Consider the following 17,348-nt stretch of genomic DNA (forward strand, 5'->3'; position numbering starts at 1 on the left):
CATTGTTGACCGCGACCGAAAAGCGATATTTTTTGATAGGGGTCATCGAAATTTTCGATGCAGGAGCCGGCCATGGATACTGAAAACCTGCGCAGTTTTCTCGAGGTTGCCACCCATGGCAGTTTCACCGTCGCGGCCAACCGGCTCAACCTCGCACAATCGACCGTCAGCGCGCGGATTCGGGGTCTCGAGGAGCAATTGGGGCGCCGGCTTTTCGTTCGCGATCGCGACGGCGTCACGCTGACACCGGCCGGCCGGCAGTTCCTGCCACATGCCTCCTCGATTACGCGCACCTGGGAACAGTCGAGGCAAGATATCGCGGTTCCCGATGGCTACGAGACGCTGCTGCGGCTTACCGCTCCCGCCTATCTGTGGGATCTGATCACCTCGCCATGGGTCGAATGGATGCGCGCCAGGCGACCGAACGTTGCGTTGCGGCTCGAAGGCAGCTTTCCTGACCTGGCGATCGATCAATTGGCGGAGGGCCTGCTCGACATCTGCATCCTTTATCTGCCGCGGCCGCATCCCGGCATCGCCTATGAAACGCTGGCGGTCGATCAGGTCGTCCTTGTCCAGCATACGGCGCAGACCAGGCCTTGGACCGAGAACTACATTCTCATGGACTGGGGGCTGGAATTTCGCATCGAGCATGATCGCGCCCTTGCCTCGATGGTGAAGCCGGCAATATCGGCTGGGCTGGTGTTCATCGGGCTGCAGCATGTTCTGTCGCAGCAGGCTGCCGCCTATCTGCCGCTGAGCGCGGTCAGCGGCCACATCGAACGTGGCGAACTCCGGCGCATCGAGGGTGCGCCGGTGTTCCAAAGACCGATTTATCTCGCCTATCCGAGCAATCCAGCCTCGTCCGATGTTCTTGAGGTCGCGCTGTCCGGACTGCGGACGCTGGCAAAGAACTGGTCGGGCGATCAGGGTTTCTCGGAAAATGACCGCGCTTTCAGCATGGCCGATTGAGCAGCGTCCTGGCGGCGATCAGGCTGGTTCCGTTTCGGCGTTCTTCGGCATTTGCAGCATTGCCAGCTCAACGTAGGGAATATGGCAGCGGATCGTGTGGCCGGGCTTAGCCTCAGCCAGCGGCGGCTCCTGCTCCTCGCAGATCGCTCCGATCTTGCGTGGGCAGCGCGTGTGGAACACGCAGCCCGACGGCGGATTGGTGGCGCTGGGGATTTCGCCGTCGAGACGAATGCGCGACGTCTCGCTCTGGTCCAGCTTGGGAACCGCCGACAGCAGCGCTTCCGTGTAGGGGTGATGCGTGCCGGCAAAGACATCTTCGGAGGGACCCAGTTCCATGATCCTTCCAAGATAGAGCACAGCGATCTGGTCGGAGAGATAGCGAACGACCCCCAGATCGTGTGAGATGAAGATATAGCTGACATGCTCCTTCGACTGCAGGTCGGCGAGCAGGTTGAGAATGGCCGCCTGCACCGATACGTCGAGCGCCGAGGTTGGTTCGTCGCAGACGACGATGCGCGGGTCGCCGGCGAAGGCGCGGGCGATGGCGACGCGCTGTTTCAGTCCGCCCGAAAGCTGGCGCGGCTTGACGGCAAGATGCCGGTCGGTAAGTCGAACCGAACGGACGAGTTCGTCCAGGCGTGCCTCCAACGCCTTGCCGCTGAGGCCGGCCAGTCTCTTCAGCGCCCGGCTGATGAGATGACGGATCGAGTGCGAGCGGTTCAGCGCCGAATCCGGATTCTGGAAGACGATCTGCAAGGCTTTGATCTGGTCCGCGCTGCGGCTGTCCAGTCGAGGCGCCAGCTTCTTGCCCTCAAGCTCGATCGTGCCGCCTTGGTCCGGCTGCACGAGGCCGAGCAGCAGCCTGGCGAAGGTCGTCTTGCCGCTGCCGGATTCGCCCACTAGGCCAAGCGTTTCGCCGGGCCTGAGGCTGACCGAGACGTCCTTCACCGCCCGCAGCGCATGGCCGTGGCTGGCATAGGTCTTACTCAATCCCTCGACATTGAGGACGGGCTCGGATGTGGCTTTCGGCCTGTCAGTGGCGACATCGCTTGGGGTGGCGCGCGGCAGCGATTGCGCCTGTTCGTGATAGTGACAGCGCGACAGCCGGCCGCCCAGATCGTAGAGCGGCGGCAATTCGTTGCGGCAGCGGTCGGTGGCGAGCGCGCAGCGATCGGCGAAGGCACAGCCTTTGATCGCCGCGCCGATACCGGGCAGGAATCCCGGAATGGTGTCGAGGCGACCATGATCCTTGCGCTGGCCGCCGCGCGGCAGGCAGCGCAGCAGCGCGACCGTATACGGGTGGCGCGGATCGTTGAACACGACGTCGGTCGGCCCTTCTTCCACCAGCATGCCGGCGTAGAGGACGCCGACCCGGTCGCACATGTTGGAGACGACTGCGAGATTATGACTGATGAACAGGATCGAAGCCGACAGCTCCTGCCGTAGCTGTGCGATCAGGTCGAGCACTTCGGCTTCCACCGTCGCATCGAGACCGGTCGTTGGTTCGTCGAGGATCAGCATGGTCGGGTCGTTGGCAAGCGCCATGGCGATGGCCACACGCTGCTGCATGCCGCCGGAAAGCTGGTGGGGATAACGCTGCATGACGCTGGCCGGATCGGAAATGCGCACCCGGTTCAGCATGGCGATCGCCCGGTCGGTGCCGGCCTGTCCCGAAATGCCGCCGAGCTCGAATATCTCCGTCAACTGGCGGCCGACGCGGATCGATGGGTTCAGCGCCTTGCCGGGATCCTGATAGACCATCGACACGCTTTCCGCGCGAGCGCGGCGCAAGGCCTCGGCGTCGAGCTTCATGATGTCCTGGCCGTCGAGCGAGATCGCCCCACCTGATATCGAGCCGTTTCTCGGCAGATAGCGCACCACAGAAAGCGCCACGGTGGATTTGCCGCAACCGGATTCGCCGACCAGCCCGTAGGCTTCGCCCTGCCTGATGGTGAGGCTGAGGTTGCGCAGCACCGCCCGGTTGCGGCCGCCGACGCGGTAGGCGACGGAGAGGTCGTGCAGTTCAAGCGCGTTGGCGGGCTCAGTCATTGAGAGCCCCCTGCACGCCGTCGGTAACAAGATTGACGCCGATCACCAACGAAGCGATGGCGAGTGCGTCGAACAGCACCGTCCACCAGAAGCCGCCGCCGATCATGCCGTAATTGCTGGAGATCGAGAGCCCCCAGTCGGGCGACGGCGGCTGGATGCCAAAGCCCATAAAGCTCAGCGTCGCAACCGCGAAGATCGCATAACCGAGGCGGACCGTCGTTTCGACCAGGATCGGCGGGATGACGTTCGGCAGGATCTCGACGAACATCGTATGCAGCGCGCTTTCGTGCCGGAGCTGAGCGGCCGCGACATAGTCGAGCTCGCGTTCGGCAAGCACCGCCGAGCGCACCGTACGTGCGATGATCGGCGCAAAGCTGAGGCCGATGACGACGATGACCGTGGCCTTGGAGGTGCCGAGCGCGACGATGGCCAGCAGCGCGACGATGACCACCGGGATCGCCATGAACGCTTCGAGGATGCGGCTGATGACGTCGTCGACGATGCCGCGAAAATAACCGGTGAACAGGCCAAGCGCCGTACCTGCCACGGTCGCCAGCAATGTAGCCAGCGGCGCCACGGTCAGGATGTCGCGTGAGCCGACGATGACGCGCGAGAAGACGTCGCGGCCGATCTGGTCGGTGCCGAACCAGTGCTCGGCCGAAGGCGGCGCCAGCGCGTTGATGATGTCGTCCGCAAGTGGATCGTAGGGTGCGAAATATTCACCGAACAGCGCGCAGATGACCCAGAACAGCACGATGGCGAGACCGGTGAGAAAGGTGCCGGAGCGCAGCAGCGAATAGAACACCTCCGCCATAGGCCCGCGCCGGCCCGTATTGTCAGGCGGCAAGGTGCTGGCGGGACTGTCGGTGGCGCTCATTGGTCTGTCCCTAGCCGGATGCGCGGATTGAGCACGGAATAGAGGAAGTCGGCGGCCAATGTCGCAACCGCATAGACGATGCCGATGGTCAGGATGCCGGCTTCCAGGACCGGGAAATCCTTGCCGCGCGCAGCAGTGAAGATCAGTGATCCGATCCCTTGATAGCGAAACAGGGTTTCGATCACGACGAGGCCGCCGATAAGATAGCCGGTCTGCGTTGCGATGACCGTGATCGTCGGCAGCAGCGCGTTGCGCAGCACGTGCCTCCAGATCACCGTCCGCCACGGCAGGCCCTTGAGGACCGCGGTCCGTGTGTAGTCGGAATCGAGCGCCTCGATCATGCCTGAGCGTGCCATTCTGGCGATATAGCCGAACAGCACCAGGAACAGCGGCAGGGCAGGCAGGATCAGGTAATAAAGCTGCGTGAAGAAGCCGGCGTCGCGCGGCCATGCGGCAGAGATTGGCAACCAGCGAAGCCAGACCCCGAAAATCAGAATGAGGATGATGCCGGTGACGAATTCGGGCAGCACCGTTACCGACAGTCCGCCGAGGCTGATGATGCGGTCGAGCGGCCGGTTGAGATTGAGCGCAGCAATGACACCGCCTAGAATACCGATCGGCACGACCAAAATGAAGGCGACCAGCGCCAGCTTCATCGAATTGCCGAGCGCATCGATGACGAAAGGCGCCACCGGCGAGCGGAAAATATAGGACGTCCCCATGTCGCCCTGCACGAAATTCGAGATCCAGCTCCAATATTGGGTGAGCAGCGGACGATCGACGCCGAGCGTGTGATTGAGCGCATCGACGGCGCGCTGGTCGGCAAACGGACCCAATATGGCGCGCCCGACATTTCCGGGCAGCACCTGGCCGCCCAGAAACACCATGATGCTAAGCAGGAACAGCGTGACGAGCGACAGGAAGACACGCCGGACAAGGAAGGAGAGAATGGCTAATACTCCTTGCGGAGCCAGCTTCAGGCAGGAGCTGGCCGTTAGAGGATCTGGCTTTCCCTCCCGTTCAGGCTTTCGACGCCTTATCGAGGAACAGCTGCGACATGGCGGTCGGCTGCACGCCGGTCACGCCCTTCGCCGTCGCCGTCAGGTAGTCGTAGAAATAGCCGAAGATGACGGGTGTTTCCTCAAGCAGCAGCTTCTGGATCTTGCCAGCGTCCGCCTTTTGCGCTTCGAGATCAAGGGCGGCGATGTAGCTGGTCGCCAGCGTATCGTAGTCCTTGTTCTTGAAGTGCGCCGCGTTCCAGGTGCCTTCGCTCTTCAGCGGCGCAGCGAGATAGACATTAGGCACGCCGCGGTGGCCGTAGTCGGTGATCCCCATCATCGAATCCAGCCAGTTCGATTTGCCGAACACCGCCTCGCCGTAATAGGCGCTCTGGTCGAGGATGTTGAGCTCGAGCTCGATGCCGATCTCCTTGACCGCGTTCTGGATGAGCTGGGCGTATTCGGGGATTTCCAGATAGCGCTCGGTGGTCAGCGTCACCTTGAAGCCCTTGCCGGCGCCGGCCGCCTCCATGAGCTGCTTGGCCTGCGCAATATCCTGCTGGCGTTGCGGCACGGTCGGGTCGGTCGAGGGATAGGCGGCGGCGAACGGACTGTCGTTGCCGGCTACGGCGCGGCCTTTCATCAGGCCGGCAACCAGCTTGTTGCGGTCGAGGCTGAGCGCGATGGCGCGGCGCACACGCGGATCCTTGAACGGATCCGCATCGCACTGCAGATGCAACTGTTGATGCGCGACCGATTTCAGGCTGATGATTTCGATGTTTGGATCGCTTAGCAGGCCGACGCCGGCCAGCACCGGTAGCTGGTTGATGATGTCGACCTGACCTCCTTGCAGCGCCAGGATCTGCGGCTGCATGTCGGCGAAGAAGGTGAACTCGGTGCGCTCCGGCAACGCCTTCGGGCCCCAGTAATCCTCGTTGCGGACGAACGACGCCCCGACCTTCGGCGTGTATTTATCGACCCTGAACGGCCCTGTGCCGTCGAAGCTCTTCTCGTAATCGCCGACATAGCTCGCCGGGATGATGACGGCGTTGTAATTGTCGGACGACACCATGTAGGGAAAGTTGCCGTTCGCCGCGTCGAGGTGGAATTCCACCGTGTAGTCGTCGACCTTCTTGGTCGCGCCCTTTTTCAAGATGCCGTTGAACACCGACAGCGCGTTGGAGGAGTTGGCCGGATCGGCGAGCCGATCGATGCTGGCCACCACGTCTTCCGCCTTCATCTCGCCGCCGCTGTGGAACTTCACCCCCTTGCGCAGCTTGAACGTCCACACAGTGCCGTCGTCGTTCGGTTTCCAGCTTTCCGCCAGCGCCGGCTGCAGCACGAGGTCCGGACCATCGATGCAGAGGAATTCGGCGACTTGCTGCAGCACCACCAAGCCGCCGGCATCGGCGATGCTTACCGGATCGATCGCCGCGGCGGGCACGCTGCTTGCCACGCGGATGGTGGCACCGGGCGCTCCCTGGGCACGAGCGAGCGACGGCATGGCGCCAAAGCCGGCGGCAGCACCGATGCGGCCCAGAAGCGGCAACGACAGGCCGAGCAGGCTGCCGTGGCGAATGAAGTCGCGGCGGCTGACCCTGCCCTCGACAAGCCCGTCGATCAGATGATTTTCGAGCGGCGAGCGACTGCGCCTGAAGAAGTCGAGAATGCGATAGTCTTTGCTCATGGGTTTGACCCTTCCCCTATGTTCTTGTGATGACGGTTCCTGGATGTTCTCCGTATCCCGGCCGTCAATGAGGTTCTGTCGAGACTGTGGTACGCGGTCTTGGCCCATCCTGTCCTTGCGGCGGAGGGGCCGGTTTTTTAAGGCATTGCTTCCACTTGTTCGTTCCCATTCATGGCTGCGGCTTTTCCTGTTGTAGCTGTCTCCTGTCGGTTCGTGTGATCACTCCTAGTTCAACGGCAGACGGCGATAAGTCCCCGGCTTGGCCGGGTCGTGATACTTGTTGCACGGCCCGTTCTCGGCAAAGTCGCGGTGGCAAGCGGCGAGGTTCTCGCGCGATAGCGTGACGCCGAGGCCGTGACCTTCCGGCACCCGCACGACATTGTTTTTGGGCGAAAACGGGCCTTCCACGGTGATATCCATCGGCAGCATGCGAAACAGCGACTGGTTGGGTTCCCTGATCCAGCCGAGTGCGGCGCAAAGATGCAGGTAGGCGGCGCTGCCGATGCCGCTGTCGCCGCTGTAGCACCAGTAGTCGATGCCGGCATGTTCGCAGGCACCGACGAAGCGCAGCAGGCGGCCGATGCCGCCATGCGTGGTCGGATTGCCGACGAACGCATCCGGCACCTTCGTCTCCATGGCCCGCGCAATGTCGATATTGTGCGTCGAGAACGGGATTGAGCAATGGCGGCGCAATTCGCGCATCGCCTCGATGGTCGCCACCGGATCTTCCCAGTTGCGCACGCCGAGCTCCTCCAACGGTCGCGCCAGAAGCCGGGCCGTCGCCAGCGAATACGCCTGGTTGGAGTCGATGCGGATCATCGCATCGTCGCCGAGCTTTGTGCGGATCAGCTCCACCATTCTCAGCGAGACCTTTGTATCCTGCGTCGAGAACTTGCCTTCAAAGTAGGTCGTTCCGTGGGTCTCGTGCAGCTCGACGCAATAGTCGGCGACCGCTTCCGGCGTTCTCTCGCCTTTCACATCAGGACCATCGCCGCGCAGCGAGAAATAGTCGGTGAACGGGATGTCCTTGCGAACGGCGCCGCCGAGCAGCTGGTAGAGCGGCTGCTTCCATGCCTTGCCGCGCAAATCCCACAGCGCCATCTCGATGGCGCCGAAGCCCATGATGCGGGTGCGGTCGTTGATCGACTGGACCCCGGTCCAGTAAGGCAGGCAGACATTTTCAGCGCCCGCGATGTCGAAAGCGTCGCGGCCGACCAGTCGTGCCGCAAGATTGTCACTGATGATTGCCGCTGCGTCCGGCGACGGCGCTTCGCCCAGGCCGATCAGTCCGTCCTCGGTCTGGACCTCGACAATGGTCGGCGAGAACCCGTCGAGCTCGCCGAACACCCAAGCGTAGGGCGCTTCGAGCCGGAGGTTGATTGGCGTTGCGGTGATGCGGCGGATCTTCATCTCAGCTGCCGACCTCGAAGAAGGGTCTGCCAAGCAGCTCTGGAACGACGTCAATACCGAGACCCGGCCCGTCCGGAATGCCCATGCGGCTACCCGAAACCGGCGGCATGTTCGATGCGGTGCGCACCGTCACCCATTCGTGGAAGGCGATCGCGTGCAGCCGGCGCTCCTCCGGCGTCGACAGCGACAGATGTGCCATGGCCGATGTGTCGATCTCAGCGCCGCCGGTATCCTCGACGGTGATCATGAAGCCGAGATCGACGGCAAGATCGCGGATCTGGCGCGTCTTGGTGACGCCGCCCAGCCGCGAGATTTTCAGCGTCAGCCCGTCGGCAGCGCCCTTGCGATGGATGTCGAGCATGTCGTCCAGCGAGGCGACGGATTCGTCGAGCACCATCGGCTTGTCGAGGGAGCGGCGAACCGACATGCATTCGTCGATCGTGGTGCAGGGCTGCTCGAACGTGTAGTCGATGGTGCGCGTCGCGTCAGTGAACTGGCGCGCCTGATAGGGCGTCCAGCCGGCATTGGCGTCGCAGAAGATCACCGTCCCCTTCGGCACCGAAGCGGCGACCGCGGTGACGCGTTCGACGTCGTCATGGACGTTGCCGCCGACCTTGACCTGCAGCCGGTGAAATCCGTCCTTGACGATGCGCTTGGCGAGTGCGGCCATCGCGTCGACCGTGCCGTGGGTGACGACCTTGTAGAGTTCGGCCGTCTCGCTTTCGCGCCCACCGAGCAGCGTCACCACAGGCACGTCGGCGGCACGTGCTGCCAAATCCCAGCACGCCATGTCGAGCGCGGACTTGATGTAGGGATGGCCCTTGAACACCGTATCCATCAGCCTGCCGATACTTGCCAGCGCACGGGGATCTTGCCCGAGCAGGTGCGGTGCGATTTCGATGACGCCGGCGCGCGTGCCGGCCGCGAAGGCGGGGGAGTAGAAATTGCCGAGCGGCGCCATCTCGCCCCAGCCGGTGAGGCCGCTGTCAGAAGTGATGGCGACGATTACCGCGTCGAATGCGTCGGCGACACGCCCTTTCGACATGCGGTAGGGCCCGTCCACGAAGGGCTGCACGACATGGTAGGCTTTGATGGTTTTGATCAGCAATTTCTTTGTCCGTTGTCAGATTCGCTGCTGGCGGCGATGATTGGTGCTTCACGCCTCTCCTAGCCGCTTGCGTGGCAAGCCGGCGCGATCGGCTCCCGCGGCCTTGGATTCGAGGCTGCGCGCATAGGTGAGCAGCTCCTCGAAATCGAGGTCGATATGCTCGCGGGCATGGCGCTGGGCTGCGTGCATGTCGGCGCCCTTCAGCAGCCGCACATAAGTCTCGTGGACGTCAGCGGCAGGCACCGGTTCGTTGCGTGCGCGCTGGTGCAGGGCGAAATACATCTGCAGCCGGCTCGTCAGGCGCTGCCAGGTCTCCAGCAGCACCGAATTGTCGGCCCATTCGTAGATCAGCCCGTGCAGTTGCAGCGCCGTCTCGATCTGGCGGGTGGTGTCGAGATCGCGCGTCGCCTGCTTCACCGCCTCGTGGCGCCGGTCAAGTTCGTCGAAGAAGCGCTGGTCGCGAAGCGGCCAGGTCAGTTCGATGGCGAACTCGTCCAGCACCTTGTTGAGCGAGTAGGCATCGTCGATGTCCTTGGCGGCCACGTCGATGACGAAGGTCCCGGCGTAGGGAATGCTGGTCAGAATGCCTTCCTGCACCAGCTCTCGCATCGCCTCACGCAACGGCGCGCGGCTCACCCGCATCTGCTCGGCAATCCTGAGCTCGTTGAGCTTCTGTCCGGGTTCCAGTTGGCCGGTCAGGATCGCGCGCCGAAGCAGCGCCACGATCTCGGCGCGTCTCGTCGTATCCGCGATCGGACTGAAATCTGCCTGTCCCATTCGGCCACTCCGGTGTGCACGCCCGAAGACAAGCAGATTGTCGACAATCTAGCAAGGGGTCGTTCCCGAATTCCGCCTCGGAGCAGGAGTGGGCGCCCTCGGTCTCAGGCAGCGCGGCCGTAAAAACCGATCCGCTCCTCTTCGCTGAACATCACGCCTGATTTCTCATAGTAGGAAAACACCGCGATCATGCGTTCGCGTTCGCCTTCGACAGTGGTGACGCGATGGGCGGTGTTCTTGCCACGAAAGACATTGAGCGTGCCCGGCTTCATGCGCAGTATCTTTGCCTCGGGGTCGCGCCCTTCGAGCAGCCTGGCAACGCCGTCGTAGTTGGGATTGTCGTCCGAGCGGAGATCGGTGCGGTATTCGAGGTCGCCGCCGCGCTGCGATGCCTGCAATAAAAGCGTCGTGGTGAATTCCGAGCGATCGAAATGCCAGTTCAGCGCCTCGCCGGCGCGATAGGCCATCACATTGGTGCGCGCCAGCGGGTCTTGCATGACATGCAGCCGCGTCTTCCCCAACGCCGCGGCCAGGAAGCGCAGCAGCGGTTCGTATTCGTAGATGGCGAGCACGAGGCTATCAGGAATCTGGTCGGCGCAGACCGTATGGCTGATGGTCTCGACCTTACGCAGGGCGGGGTGGTCGGGAGCGAGTTCCGGGATATCGGCCTTGAAGTAGATATTATGCATCCGCCGGTGCACGTGCGACCGAGCCGCCATGACGGGCTGGATTTCCTGCACCGCCCGTTCGGCCACGCCGGGCCGCAAAAAACCTTCGAGATTGAACATGCCGTCGGCTTCCAGCGCCGCAGCCGAGGTCTCCACGAGGCGCTTCCACTCAGCGCTGCCCTCACGGTCGAGCGGGTACCGCTCCAGATCGAGAATGTCTTTCATCGTTTTGTGCTCCAAGGTTCGAGCGCGAGAAGACGGCAAAAAATCTTTCTCTCAACGATGAAAATTATTAGTCTTGCGCAGGAAAAACTTATGGAAGGCACGCATGGAACGGCTCCCCCCGCTAAACGCGATCAAGACCTTCGAGGTCGCCGCGCGGACTGGTAATTTTACGTTGGCCGCTACCGAACTCGGCGTGTCCTCGGCGGCGGTCAGCCAGCAGATACGCAATCTCGAGACCTGGTTCGGCAAGCAGCTGTTCGTGCGCAGCGGCAACCGCATAGCGCTGACCGACGCCGGCCACGCAATCTATCCCCAAACGGCACGCGCCTTGGGCGACATCGCGGCGATCGGGCGGCGCATGCTGGATGGAAACCTGAGGACGCGTCTCGTCGTCAGCGCGCCGTTTTCGCTGGCAGAATTGTGGCTGGCGCCGAGGCTGGCCGTGCTTCTCGACACGTTCCCGCAAATGGCGATTGACGTTAGGGTCGAAGACGACCCCGTCGACCTGGTGCGCCAGAACATCGATCTTCGCATCAGCTATGGCGATTATCACTATCCCGGTTTACGGAGGATCCGTCTGATCCATGATGATGTCCTGCCGGTCTGCGCGCCGGATTTCTGGCAGAGATATGGCAACGGTGCATCCAGCCTGGCCGATGTGCATGAGAGCCTGTTCGTCCATACCAGCTGGGGTCCGAACTATGCCTCGCATCCGACATGGGCGGACTGGTTTTCGGCGTCAGGCGGCAGCCGCGCGCCTGATCCCTCGCATGGACGCCGTGTCGGTCTGTCCAGCCTGGCGATCACCTCGGCGAGGCTTGGTCTCGGAATTGCCCTTGGCCAGCGGATCATGGCCCGCGCCGATCTGGAAGCCGGCCGCCTGATCGCGCTCTCGTCGGTATCTCTGCGCCTCGGCCATCCCTATTGCGCTTTCATGCCTGCGGCCAAGGCCGATCGCGCCGATGTCGCCGGCCTTGTCGAACTGCTCAGCAAAACGGCGCCCTTGGCGTGGGAGCCGAGGGCGCCGCTGGACCGGACCTGACGGGGGGTTATCAGGTGGCCGGTTTCTGTGGCAGCGGCGAGACAGGCATTCCAGGGCCGATCTTTTGCAGATTGCCTGTTATTATCTGGTCGCCTTCCGATACGCCGCTTGAGATAGCGATGAGATCGCCATTGGTCGGCCCGAGCGAAACGATGCGCTGATCGACCGTATTGTCCTTGCCGACGACGTAGAGGTATTTACCGAGTTGGCTCGATCCCAGAGCCGTCTGCGGCACCATCAATGCATCCGGCTGCTGCTTGATGTGCAGCCTGACGCGAACATACTGGCCCGGCAGCAGCGTGAACTTGGCGTTGCCGATCGTCGCCCGTGCGGTGATGGTGCCAGTCGAACGATCGATCGTGTTGTCGATGAAGGTGAGCTGACCTTTGTGGCGCGGTTCCGTATCGCCGGGAAGCAGGACGTCGACATCGATGGGTCCCGCCGCGCGGGCTTCCTCGATCTGCGCCAGATCCGTTTCACTCGGATTGAAAGTGACATAGATCGGGTCGAGCTGCACCAGTGTGTTGAGCACCGTGCCGGCGACACTGACCAGAGTTCCGATAGAGGCCTGGTTACGGCCGACGCGCCCGGCGAATGGCGCCTTGATTTCCGAATAACTCAGATTGAGCTCGGCTGTGCGCACAGCCGCCTGGTTCACGGCGAGCGAGGCCTGGGCTTCGCGCAAGCTGCTGGTGCGCTGGTCGAACGCATCCTTGGCGATGTATCCGCTCTTGGCGAGTTCGGTGCCGCGGCCTAGATTGGAACGCGCATAGTCGAGCGTTGCTTCGTCACGCTGGACCTGGGCCTTCGCCTGGTCGAGGGCAGCGTGGAAATCCTCTGGAGCGATCTTGTAGAGGAGGTCGCCTTTCCTGACATCGCTGCCGTCGGGCGCGACCTGCTCCTGCAGATAACCCGGCACGCGCGCCTGCAGCGTGATGCTGCGGATCGGCTCGGTGCGCGCCGCATAGTCGAGATAGATCGGGATCGTCTTCTTGACGACGCTCACCACCGGCACCGGCATGACAAACGCTGCGGGCTCGGTCGCCGCGGGTTCAGGCGTTGCTGCTCCTGCCGTACCGGCGTTGAGGCCGAAATTGCCCATGTCGAGCAAATGAACGCTGGCCATCGAGATCGCCCCCAGGGCGACGGCCGCTCCCAACGCAATTTTCCATTTACGCATGATCAATTCTCCAATCCTATTCGGCCGCTTCGGCCAATCGCTCGAAAGCGGGTTCGGCAGTTGGTTCAGTCGGTTCGGCAACAGGTTCGCTCTTGCTGCCGCGCTCGCGCAGCTGCTCGATCACCGCATAGAAGACCGGCACGAACACCAGCGACAGGATCGTCGCCGCGACCATGCCGCCAAAGACGGTGGTGCCGATAGACTGGCGGCTCGCTGCACCAGCGCCTGTTGAGTACATCAGCGGCAGCACGCCCAGGATGAAGGCAAAGGCGGTCATCAGGATGGGTCGCAGCCGCAGGCGCGCCGCTTCCATCGCGGCGTCGACGATGCTGAGACCTTCCTCGCGCCGGCGCCGGGCAAACTCCACGATCAGAATGGCATTCTTCGCCGCCAATCCGATCAGCATGACGAAGCCGATCTGCGAATAGACGTCGATCTGCATGCCACGCATCAACAAGGCGACAAAGGCACCGAACAGGGCAAGCGGCACCGCCAGCAGAACCATGAAAGGCATGGCCCAGCTCTCATATTGGGCGGCGAGGATCAGGAAGACGAAGACCATGGCGAGACCGAAGACAATCGAGGCGATCGACCCGGCCTTGAGCTCCTGATAGGTGATGCCAGTCCATTCGTAGCCGAAATCCTTCGGCAGTGCCGTGGCAGCGGCACGTTCCATCGCGGCGACCGCCTGACCTGAGGAGTAGCCGGGTGCAGCACCGCCGTTGATCAGGGCCGACGCATTGTTGTTGTAATGCGGGACGGTTTCCGGGCCGACGATAGGCACCAGCTTGCCGAGTGTGCTCAACGGCACCATGCCGCCAGAGGCATTGCGCACATAGAGCCGTGAAATGTCGGCAGCACCCGCACGCGCATCCTTGTCGGCCTGGATCGTCACCCGGAAGGTGCGGCCGAACAGGTTGAAGTCGTTCACATAGAGCGAGCCGAGATAGATCTGCAGCGTGTTGAACACGTCAGGCAGGCTGAGGCCGAGCAGCTTCGCCTTGTTACGGTCGAGGTCGTAGTTGAACTGCGGCGTCGAGGTCGAGAACGATGAGAACAATTGCTGCGGGTTGAGCTCGGGCTGCTTGCGCGCCTCGGCGAGCACGGCTTGCGTCGCATCGTTGAGCGCAGCGCTGCCGCGACCGGTCAGATCCTGCACCTGGAATTCGAAGCCGCCGGTCGTGCCGATGCCCGGGATCGAAGGCGGATCGAAGCTCAGCGCGAACGCTTCCGGAAGCTCCATGAGCTTCGAGCGCACGTCGGCGACGAGCTTCGAGGCGCTTTGGTCAGGGCCGCGTTCGTCCCATGGCTTCAGGATAGCGAATTCCACCGCCGAGTTCGACTGGGCTGCGTTGGTGAGGAAGTTCAAGCCGCTGATCGAGCCGACGATATCGACGCCGGGGGTGTTCTGCAGGATGGCGCGTGCCTTGCGGGCCACGGCGTCGGTGCGCTCCAGCGATGCCCCATCCGGCAACTGGATGACGACGAAGAAATAACCCTGGTCCTCGACCGGGAGGAAGGTCGAGGGCAGGCGCTGCCAGACGAAATAGGTCGCGACAAGCCCGGCCGCGAACAGCCCGAGCATGATCCAGCGCAGGCGGATGAGGAAGCGCACACCATGGGCATAGGCATGCGACAGCCGCTCGAAGCCCGTGTTGAACCAGCGGAACAGCACGAACTGGGTTGCCGGGCGGTGACGCAGGAAGGCGGCGCTGAGCGCCGGGGTGAGCGTCAGCGAAACGAAGGCGGAGATGCCGAAGGAGATCGCCACCGTCAGCGCAAACTGGTTGTAGAGCCGGCCGGAAACGCCGGGTATGAAGGCGACCGGCACGAACACGGCCATCAGCACGGCGGTCGTGGCGATGATCGGCCCGGTGACCTCGGCCATCGCCGCGCGCGTGGCAGCCAGCGGTTTGAGGCCGGCTTCCAGCTGGCGCTCGACATTCTCGACAACGACGATCGCATCGTCAACGACGAGGCCGATCGCCAGCACCATGCCGAGCAGGCTGAGCATGTTCAGCGAGAAGCCGAACATATACATGACGACGAGCGTGGCGATCAGCGACACGGGAATCGCGATCGTCGGGATGATCGTGGTGCGCCAGCTCTGCAGGAAGATGAACACCACCGCGACGACCAGGACCAGCGCCTCGCCGAGCGTGACCAGCACGTCGTGCATCGACGCCGAAACGAAACGTGTCGTATCGTAGTGCATCGCGTAGCTGACGCCCTTCGGGAAGCGGGCTGACAGTTCCTGCATCTTGTCCTTGACGCGCTGCTGCAGATCGAGCGCGTTCGAGCCGGGCATCTGGTAGACCGCGAGCACCACGGTCGGGTCCTCGGCAAAGAAGGCCGACGACGAATATTGCAGGGCGCCGAGTTCGATGCGCGCAACGTCGCGCAACCGCACCAGCGAACCGTTGGCGGCATCGGCGCGCACGACGATATCGCCGAATTCCTTTGGATCGCTCAGTCGGCCGACCGCGTTGACCTGCATTTCGAAAGCGGTGCCGGCCGGCGCCGGCGACTGTCCGATCTTGCCGGCCGCGACTTGGACATTTTGCTCGGCAATGGCGTTTTGGACATCGACAGCGGTGATGCCGAGATTGGCCAGCTTGTCGGGATCGAGCCACACGCGCATCGAATAGCGCCGCTCGCCGAAGATCTGCACGTCGCCGACGCCGGGCAAGCGCTTCAGCGGGTCGACCACTTGCAGGTAGGCGAGGTTGCTGAGCGCGACCGGATCGACGGAGCCGTCGGGCGAGGTGAGATTGACGATCAGGACGAAATTCGGATTCTGCTTCTTGATCGTCACGCCGCCCTGGTTGACGATGGCCGGCAGCGAGGACGCCGCCTGCGACACGCGGTTCTGGACGTCGACGGCGGCGGTGCTGAGCGAATAGCCGACGTCGAAGGTGATGGTGATCGTCGACGAGCCGTCATTGGAGCTCGACGACGACATATAGGTCATCCCCTGAACGCCGTTGATCTGCTGTTCGAGCGGCGTCGTGACCGTGTCGGCCACGACTTGCGCACTGGCGCCCGGATAGTTGGCGCTGACCACGACCTGAGGCGGTGTTATGTCGGGAAACTGCGAGACAGGCAGCAGGAAATAGCAGATCGCCCCGGCGAGCACCATGATGATGGCGATCGACGATGCGAAGATCGGTCGGTGGATGAAGAAGTTTACCATGACACATACGCCTCGCCCGATGCTCTCGCCTCACCAAAGGCCTTGGCCACTCTGGACAGCCGCTGGATTCGCCTGTGACCCGAATCTTCCAAAAAGCGATGCGGCGCCTTGCGGCCGTACCCTTGCGCATCCGCCAGGGTACGCAGCATCGTCTCGAAAGAGCGCGGGTCGACACGGTCGGCCTTCATCAGCATCCGGATCATCGGATCCTTCACAACTTCGTCGATGGTCAAATCCTTGCGCTGCGACATCGTAGCGGCTCCTGGCTTGCGATCCGCGGCGGCGTACGCCGCAGATCGTGTGGTCTTCTTATTCGCGGCCAAAAGTCGCCTGGGGCGCAGTTTCATGCCTGGGCCTTTCGGCGGAGGCTATTCACAGGCGCCTGCGAGATTTGACACGAGGCAATTGAGGTGTTACCAGTAAGTAACATCTAGAAGTTACAGACCGGTAACACCCTAGTCAAGAGGTGCACCGAGGGATTTTTCGGAAAACCCGAAACCAAGGAGGTTTTGATGGAAGACGGTACTGCGGAGCGCATCCGCCCCCGGGATCGGATCCTGGAGACGGCACGGGATATGTTCCACAAGCATGGCATCAAGGGCGTCGGCGTCGACGCAATCACTGAGGCCGCCGGCACCAACAAGATGACGCTCTACCGACATTTCGAGTCCAAGGACGATCTGGTCATCGAGTGCTTGCGGGCGACAGCATGCAGCGCCAACGCGATGTGGCAGAAGTTCGAGGCCGAGCATCCGGGCGACAAACTTGCGCAATTGCATGCCTGGGTTCGCATGGCTGCCGATTGCCTGTTGACGGACGGCCGCGGCTGCGACATGGCGAACGCCGCCATCGAACTGAGCGAAACCGACCATCCCGCCCGTCGGGTGATCAAGGAACTCAAGCAGGCCCAGCGCGACCGTCTGGTTAGCCTGTGCCGGGACGCTGGCGTCGGACAGGCCGAGCTTCTTGCGGACACGCTGTCGCTGCTGCTTGAAGGCGCCCGCGTCAGCATGCAAAGCGTCGGCGCCGAAGGCCCGAGCGCTCAATTCGTCCGCATGGCGGAAGGCTTGATCACCTCTTTCAGGGCCAGATAGTCTCGCAACCGGCAAAACGATCGGTAGCGTGTTCATTGCGAGCCACGCCGCCGACTGCTCTTTTGCCCTTT

14 protein-coding genes are annotated in these 17,348 nt (G+C 62.8%); 3 read left to right on the forward strand and 11 right to left on the reverse strand.

All coding sequences use genetic code 11. The features are described 5' to 3' along the window. Positions 1 to 72: 72 nt before the first annotated feature. Entirely contained in the window at positions 73 to 969 is an 897-nt protein-coding gene (locus tag AC0L26_RS03225) for a LysR family transcriptional regulator (protein ID WP_473631228.1), read from the forward strand. An 18-nt stretch (positions 970 to 987) separates the two neighbouring features. On the opposite strand, the gene AC0L26_RS03230 is transcribed toward AC0L26_RS03225, so the two are convergent. The 8 genes from AC0L26_RS03230 to AC0L26_RS03265 all read right to left on the reverse strand — a co-directional run bounded on the left by AC0L26_RS03230 (position 988) and on the right by AC0L26_RS03265 (position 10,768). Beyond that, positions 988 to 3,018, reverse strand: a complete 2,031-nt coding sequence (locus AC0L26_RS03230) for a dipeptide ABC transporter ATP-binding protein (protein WP_473631229.1) — start codon at positions 3,016 to 3,018, stop codon at positions 988 to 990. Next, positions 3,011 to 3,895: an ABC transporter permease gene (locus AC0L26_RS03235; protein WP_473631230.1), complete on the reverse strand. Its 885-nt coding sequence runs from the start codon at positions 3,893 to 3,895 to the stop codon at positions 3,011 to 3,013. Before AC0L26_RS03235 ends, AC0L26_RS03230 begins: the two co-directional genes overlap by 8 nt. After that, positions 3,892 to 4,845 (reverse strand): ABC transporter permease, encoded by a 954-nt coding sequence (locus AC0L26_RS03240; RefSeq protein WP_473631528.1) that lies wholly within the window; start codon positions 4,843 to 4,845, stop codon positions 3,892 to 3,894. Before AC0L26_RS03240 ends, AC0L26_RS03235 begins: the two co-directional genes overlap by 4 nt. Before the next feature lie 70 nt (positions 4,846 to 4,915). After that, complete coding sequence (locus tag AC0L26_RS03245; RefSeq protein ID WP_473631231.1) at positions 4,916 to 6,580, reverse strand: ABC transporter substrate-binding protein; 1,665 nt, start codon at positions 6,578 to 6,580, stop codon at positions 4,916 to 4,918. A gap of 225 nt (positions 6,581 to 6,805) precedes the next feature. Continuing rightward, the gene (locus AC0L26_RS03250) at positions 6,806 to 7,990 is read right to left on the reverse strand and encodes a mandelate racemase/muconate lactonizing enzyme family protein (RefSeq protein ID WP_473631232.1); all 1,185 of its coding nucleotides are present in this window, start codon (positions 7,988 to 7,990) and stop codon (positions 6,806 to 6,808) included. A gap of 1 nt (position 7,991) precedes the next feature. Then, complete coding sequence (locus tag AC0L26_RS03255; protein ID WP_473631233.1) at positions 7,992 to 9,098, reverse strand: mandelate racemase/muconate lactonizing enzyme family protein; 1,107 nt, start codon at positions 9,096 to 9,098, stop codon at positions 7,992 to 7,994. A 48-nt stretch (positions 9,099 to 9,146) separates the two neighbouring features. Beyond that, entirely contained in the window at positions 9,147 to 9,875 is a 729-nt protein-coding gene (locus tag AC0L26_RS03260; protein ID WP_473631234.1) for a GntR family transcriptional regulator, read from the reverse strand. Positions 9,876 to 9,979: 104 nt separating this feature from the next. Then, positions 9,980 to 10,768, reverse strand: a complete 789-nt coding sequence (locus AC0L26_RS03265) for a HalD/BesD family halogenase (RefSeq protein WP_473631235.1) — start codon at positions 10,766 to 10,768, stop codon at positions 9,980 to 9,982. 103 nt (positions 10,769 to 10,871) lie between these two features. Between AC0L26_RS03265 and AC0L26_RS03270 the strand changes: the two genes are divergently transcribed. Further along, positions 10,872 to 11,810 (forward strand): LysR substrate-binding domain-containing protein, encoded by a 939-nt coding sequence (locus AC0L26_RS03270; protein ID WP_473631237.1) that lies wholly within the window; start codon positions 10,872 to 10,874, stop codon positions 11,808 to 11,810. Positions 11,811 to 11,820: 10 nt separating this feature from the next. On the opposite strand, the gene AC0L26_RS03275 is transcribed toward AC0L26_RS03270, so the two are convergent. From AC0L26_RS03275 to AC0L26_RS03285, 3 genes are read right to left on the reverse strand one after another with little or no spacing between them, the layout of a single operon-like run. Beyond that, positions 11,821 to 12,990, reverse strand: coding sequence for an efflux RND transporter periplasmic adaptor subunit (locus AC0L26_RS03275; RefSeq protein WP_473631238.1), 1,170 nt, complete (start codon positions 12,988 to 12,990; stop codon positions 11,821 to 11,823). 16 nt (positions 12,991 to 13,006) lie between these two features. After that, positions 13,007 to 16,183: an efflux RND transporter permease subunit gene (locus tag AC0L26_RS03280; protein WP_354488353.1), complete on the reverse strand. Its 3,177-nt coding sequence runs from the start codon at positions 16,181 to 16,183 to the stop codon at positions 13,007 to 13,009. Beyond that, entirely contained in the window at positions 16,177 to 16,530 is a 354-nt protein-coding gene (locus tag AC0L26_RS03285; RefSeq protein ID WP_473631239.1) for a hypothetical protein, read from the reverse strand. Before AC0L26_RS03285 ends, AC0L26_RS03280 begins: the two co-directional genes overlap by 7 nt. A gap of 165 nt (positions 16,531 to 16,695) precedes the next feature. On the opposite strand from AC0L26_RS03285, the gene AC0L26_RS03290 reads away from it, so the two are divergent. Continuing rightward, a complete protein-coding gene (locus AC0L26_RS03290) occupies positions 16,696 to 17,277 on the forward strand; it encodes a TetR/AcrR family transcriptional regulator (RefSeq protein ID WP_352937777.1) in 582 nt (193 codons plus the stop codon). The last annotated feature ends 71 nt before the right edge of the window (positions 17,278 to 17,348 follow it).

The organism is Mesorhizobium sp. WSM4823, from assembly GCF_055811195.1.

What these genes read in the sequence shown, in the direction of transcription:
- AC0L26_RS03230 (WP_473631229.1), bottom strand. Translation starts at nt 3,018, where the DNA reads ATGACTGAGCCCGCCAACGCGCTTGAACTGCACGACCTCTCCGTCGCC.
- AC0L26_RS03275 (WP_473631238.1), bottom strand. Translation starts at nt 12,990, where the DNA reads ATGCGTAAATGGAAAATTGCGTTGGGAGCGGCCGTCGCCCTGGGGGCG.
- AC0L26_RS03285 (WP_473631239.1), bottom strand. Translation starts at nt 16,530, where the DNA reads ATGAAACTGCGCCCCAGGCGACTTTTGGCCGCGAATAAGAAGACCACA.
- AC0L26_RS03245 (WP_473631231.1), bottom strand. Translation starts at nt 6,580, where the DNA reads ATGAGCAAAGACTATCGCATTCTCGACTTCTTCAGGCGCAGTCGCTCG.
- AC0L26_RS03225 (WP_473631228.1), top strand. Translation starts at nt 73, where the DNA reads ATGGATACTGAAAACCTGCGCAGTTTTCTCGAGGTTGCCACCCATGGC.
- AC0L26_RS03260 (WP_473631234.1), bottom strand. Translation starts at nt 9,875, where the DNA reads ATGGGACAGGCAGATTTCAGTCCGATCGCGGATACGACGAGACGCGCC.
- AC0L26_RS03235 (WP_473631230.1), bottom strand. Translation starts at nt 3,895, where the DNA reads ATGAGCGCCACCGACAGTCCCGCCAGCACCTTGCCGCCTGACAATACG.
- AC0L26_RS03270 (WP_473631237.1), top strand. Translation starts at nt 10,872, where the DNA reads ATGGAACGGCTCCCCCCGCTAAACGCGATCAAGACCTTCGAGGTCGCC.
- AC0L26_RS03250 (WP_473631232.1), bottom strand. Translation starts at nt 7,990, where the DNA reads ATGAAGATCCGCCGCATCACCGCAACGCCAATCAACCTCCGGCTCGAA.
- AC0L26_RS03290 (WP_352937777.1), top strand. Translation starts at nt 16,696, where the DNA reads ATGGAAGACGGTACTGCGGAGCGCATCCGCCCCCGGGATCGGATCCTG.
- AC0L26_RS03280 (WP_354488353.1), bottom strand. Translation starts at nt 16,183, where the DNA reads ATGGTAAACTTCTTCATCCACCGACCGATCTTCGCATCGTCGATCGCC.
- AC0L26_RS03265 (WP_473631235.1), bottom strand. Translation starts at nt 10,768, where the DNA reads ATGAAAGACATTCTCGATCTGGAGCGGTACCCGCTCGACCGTGAGGGC.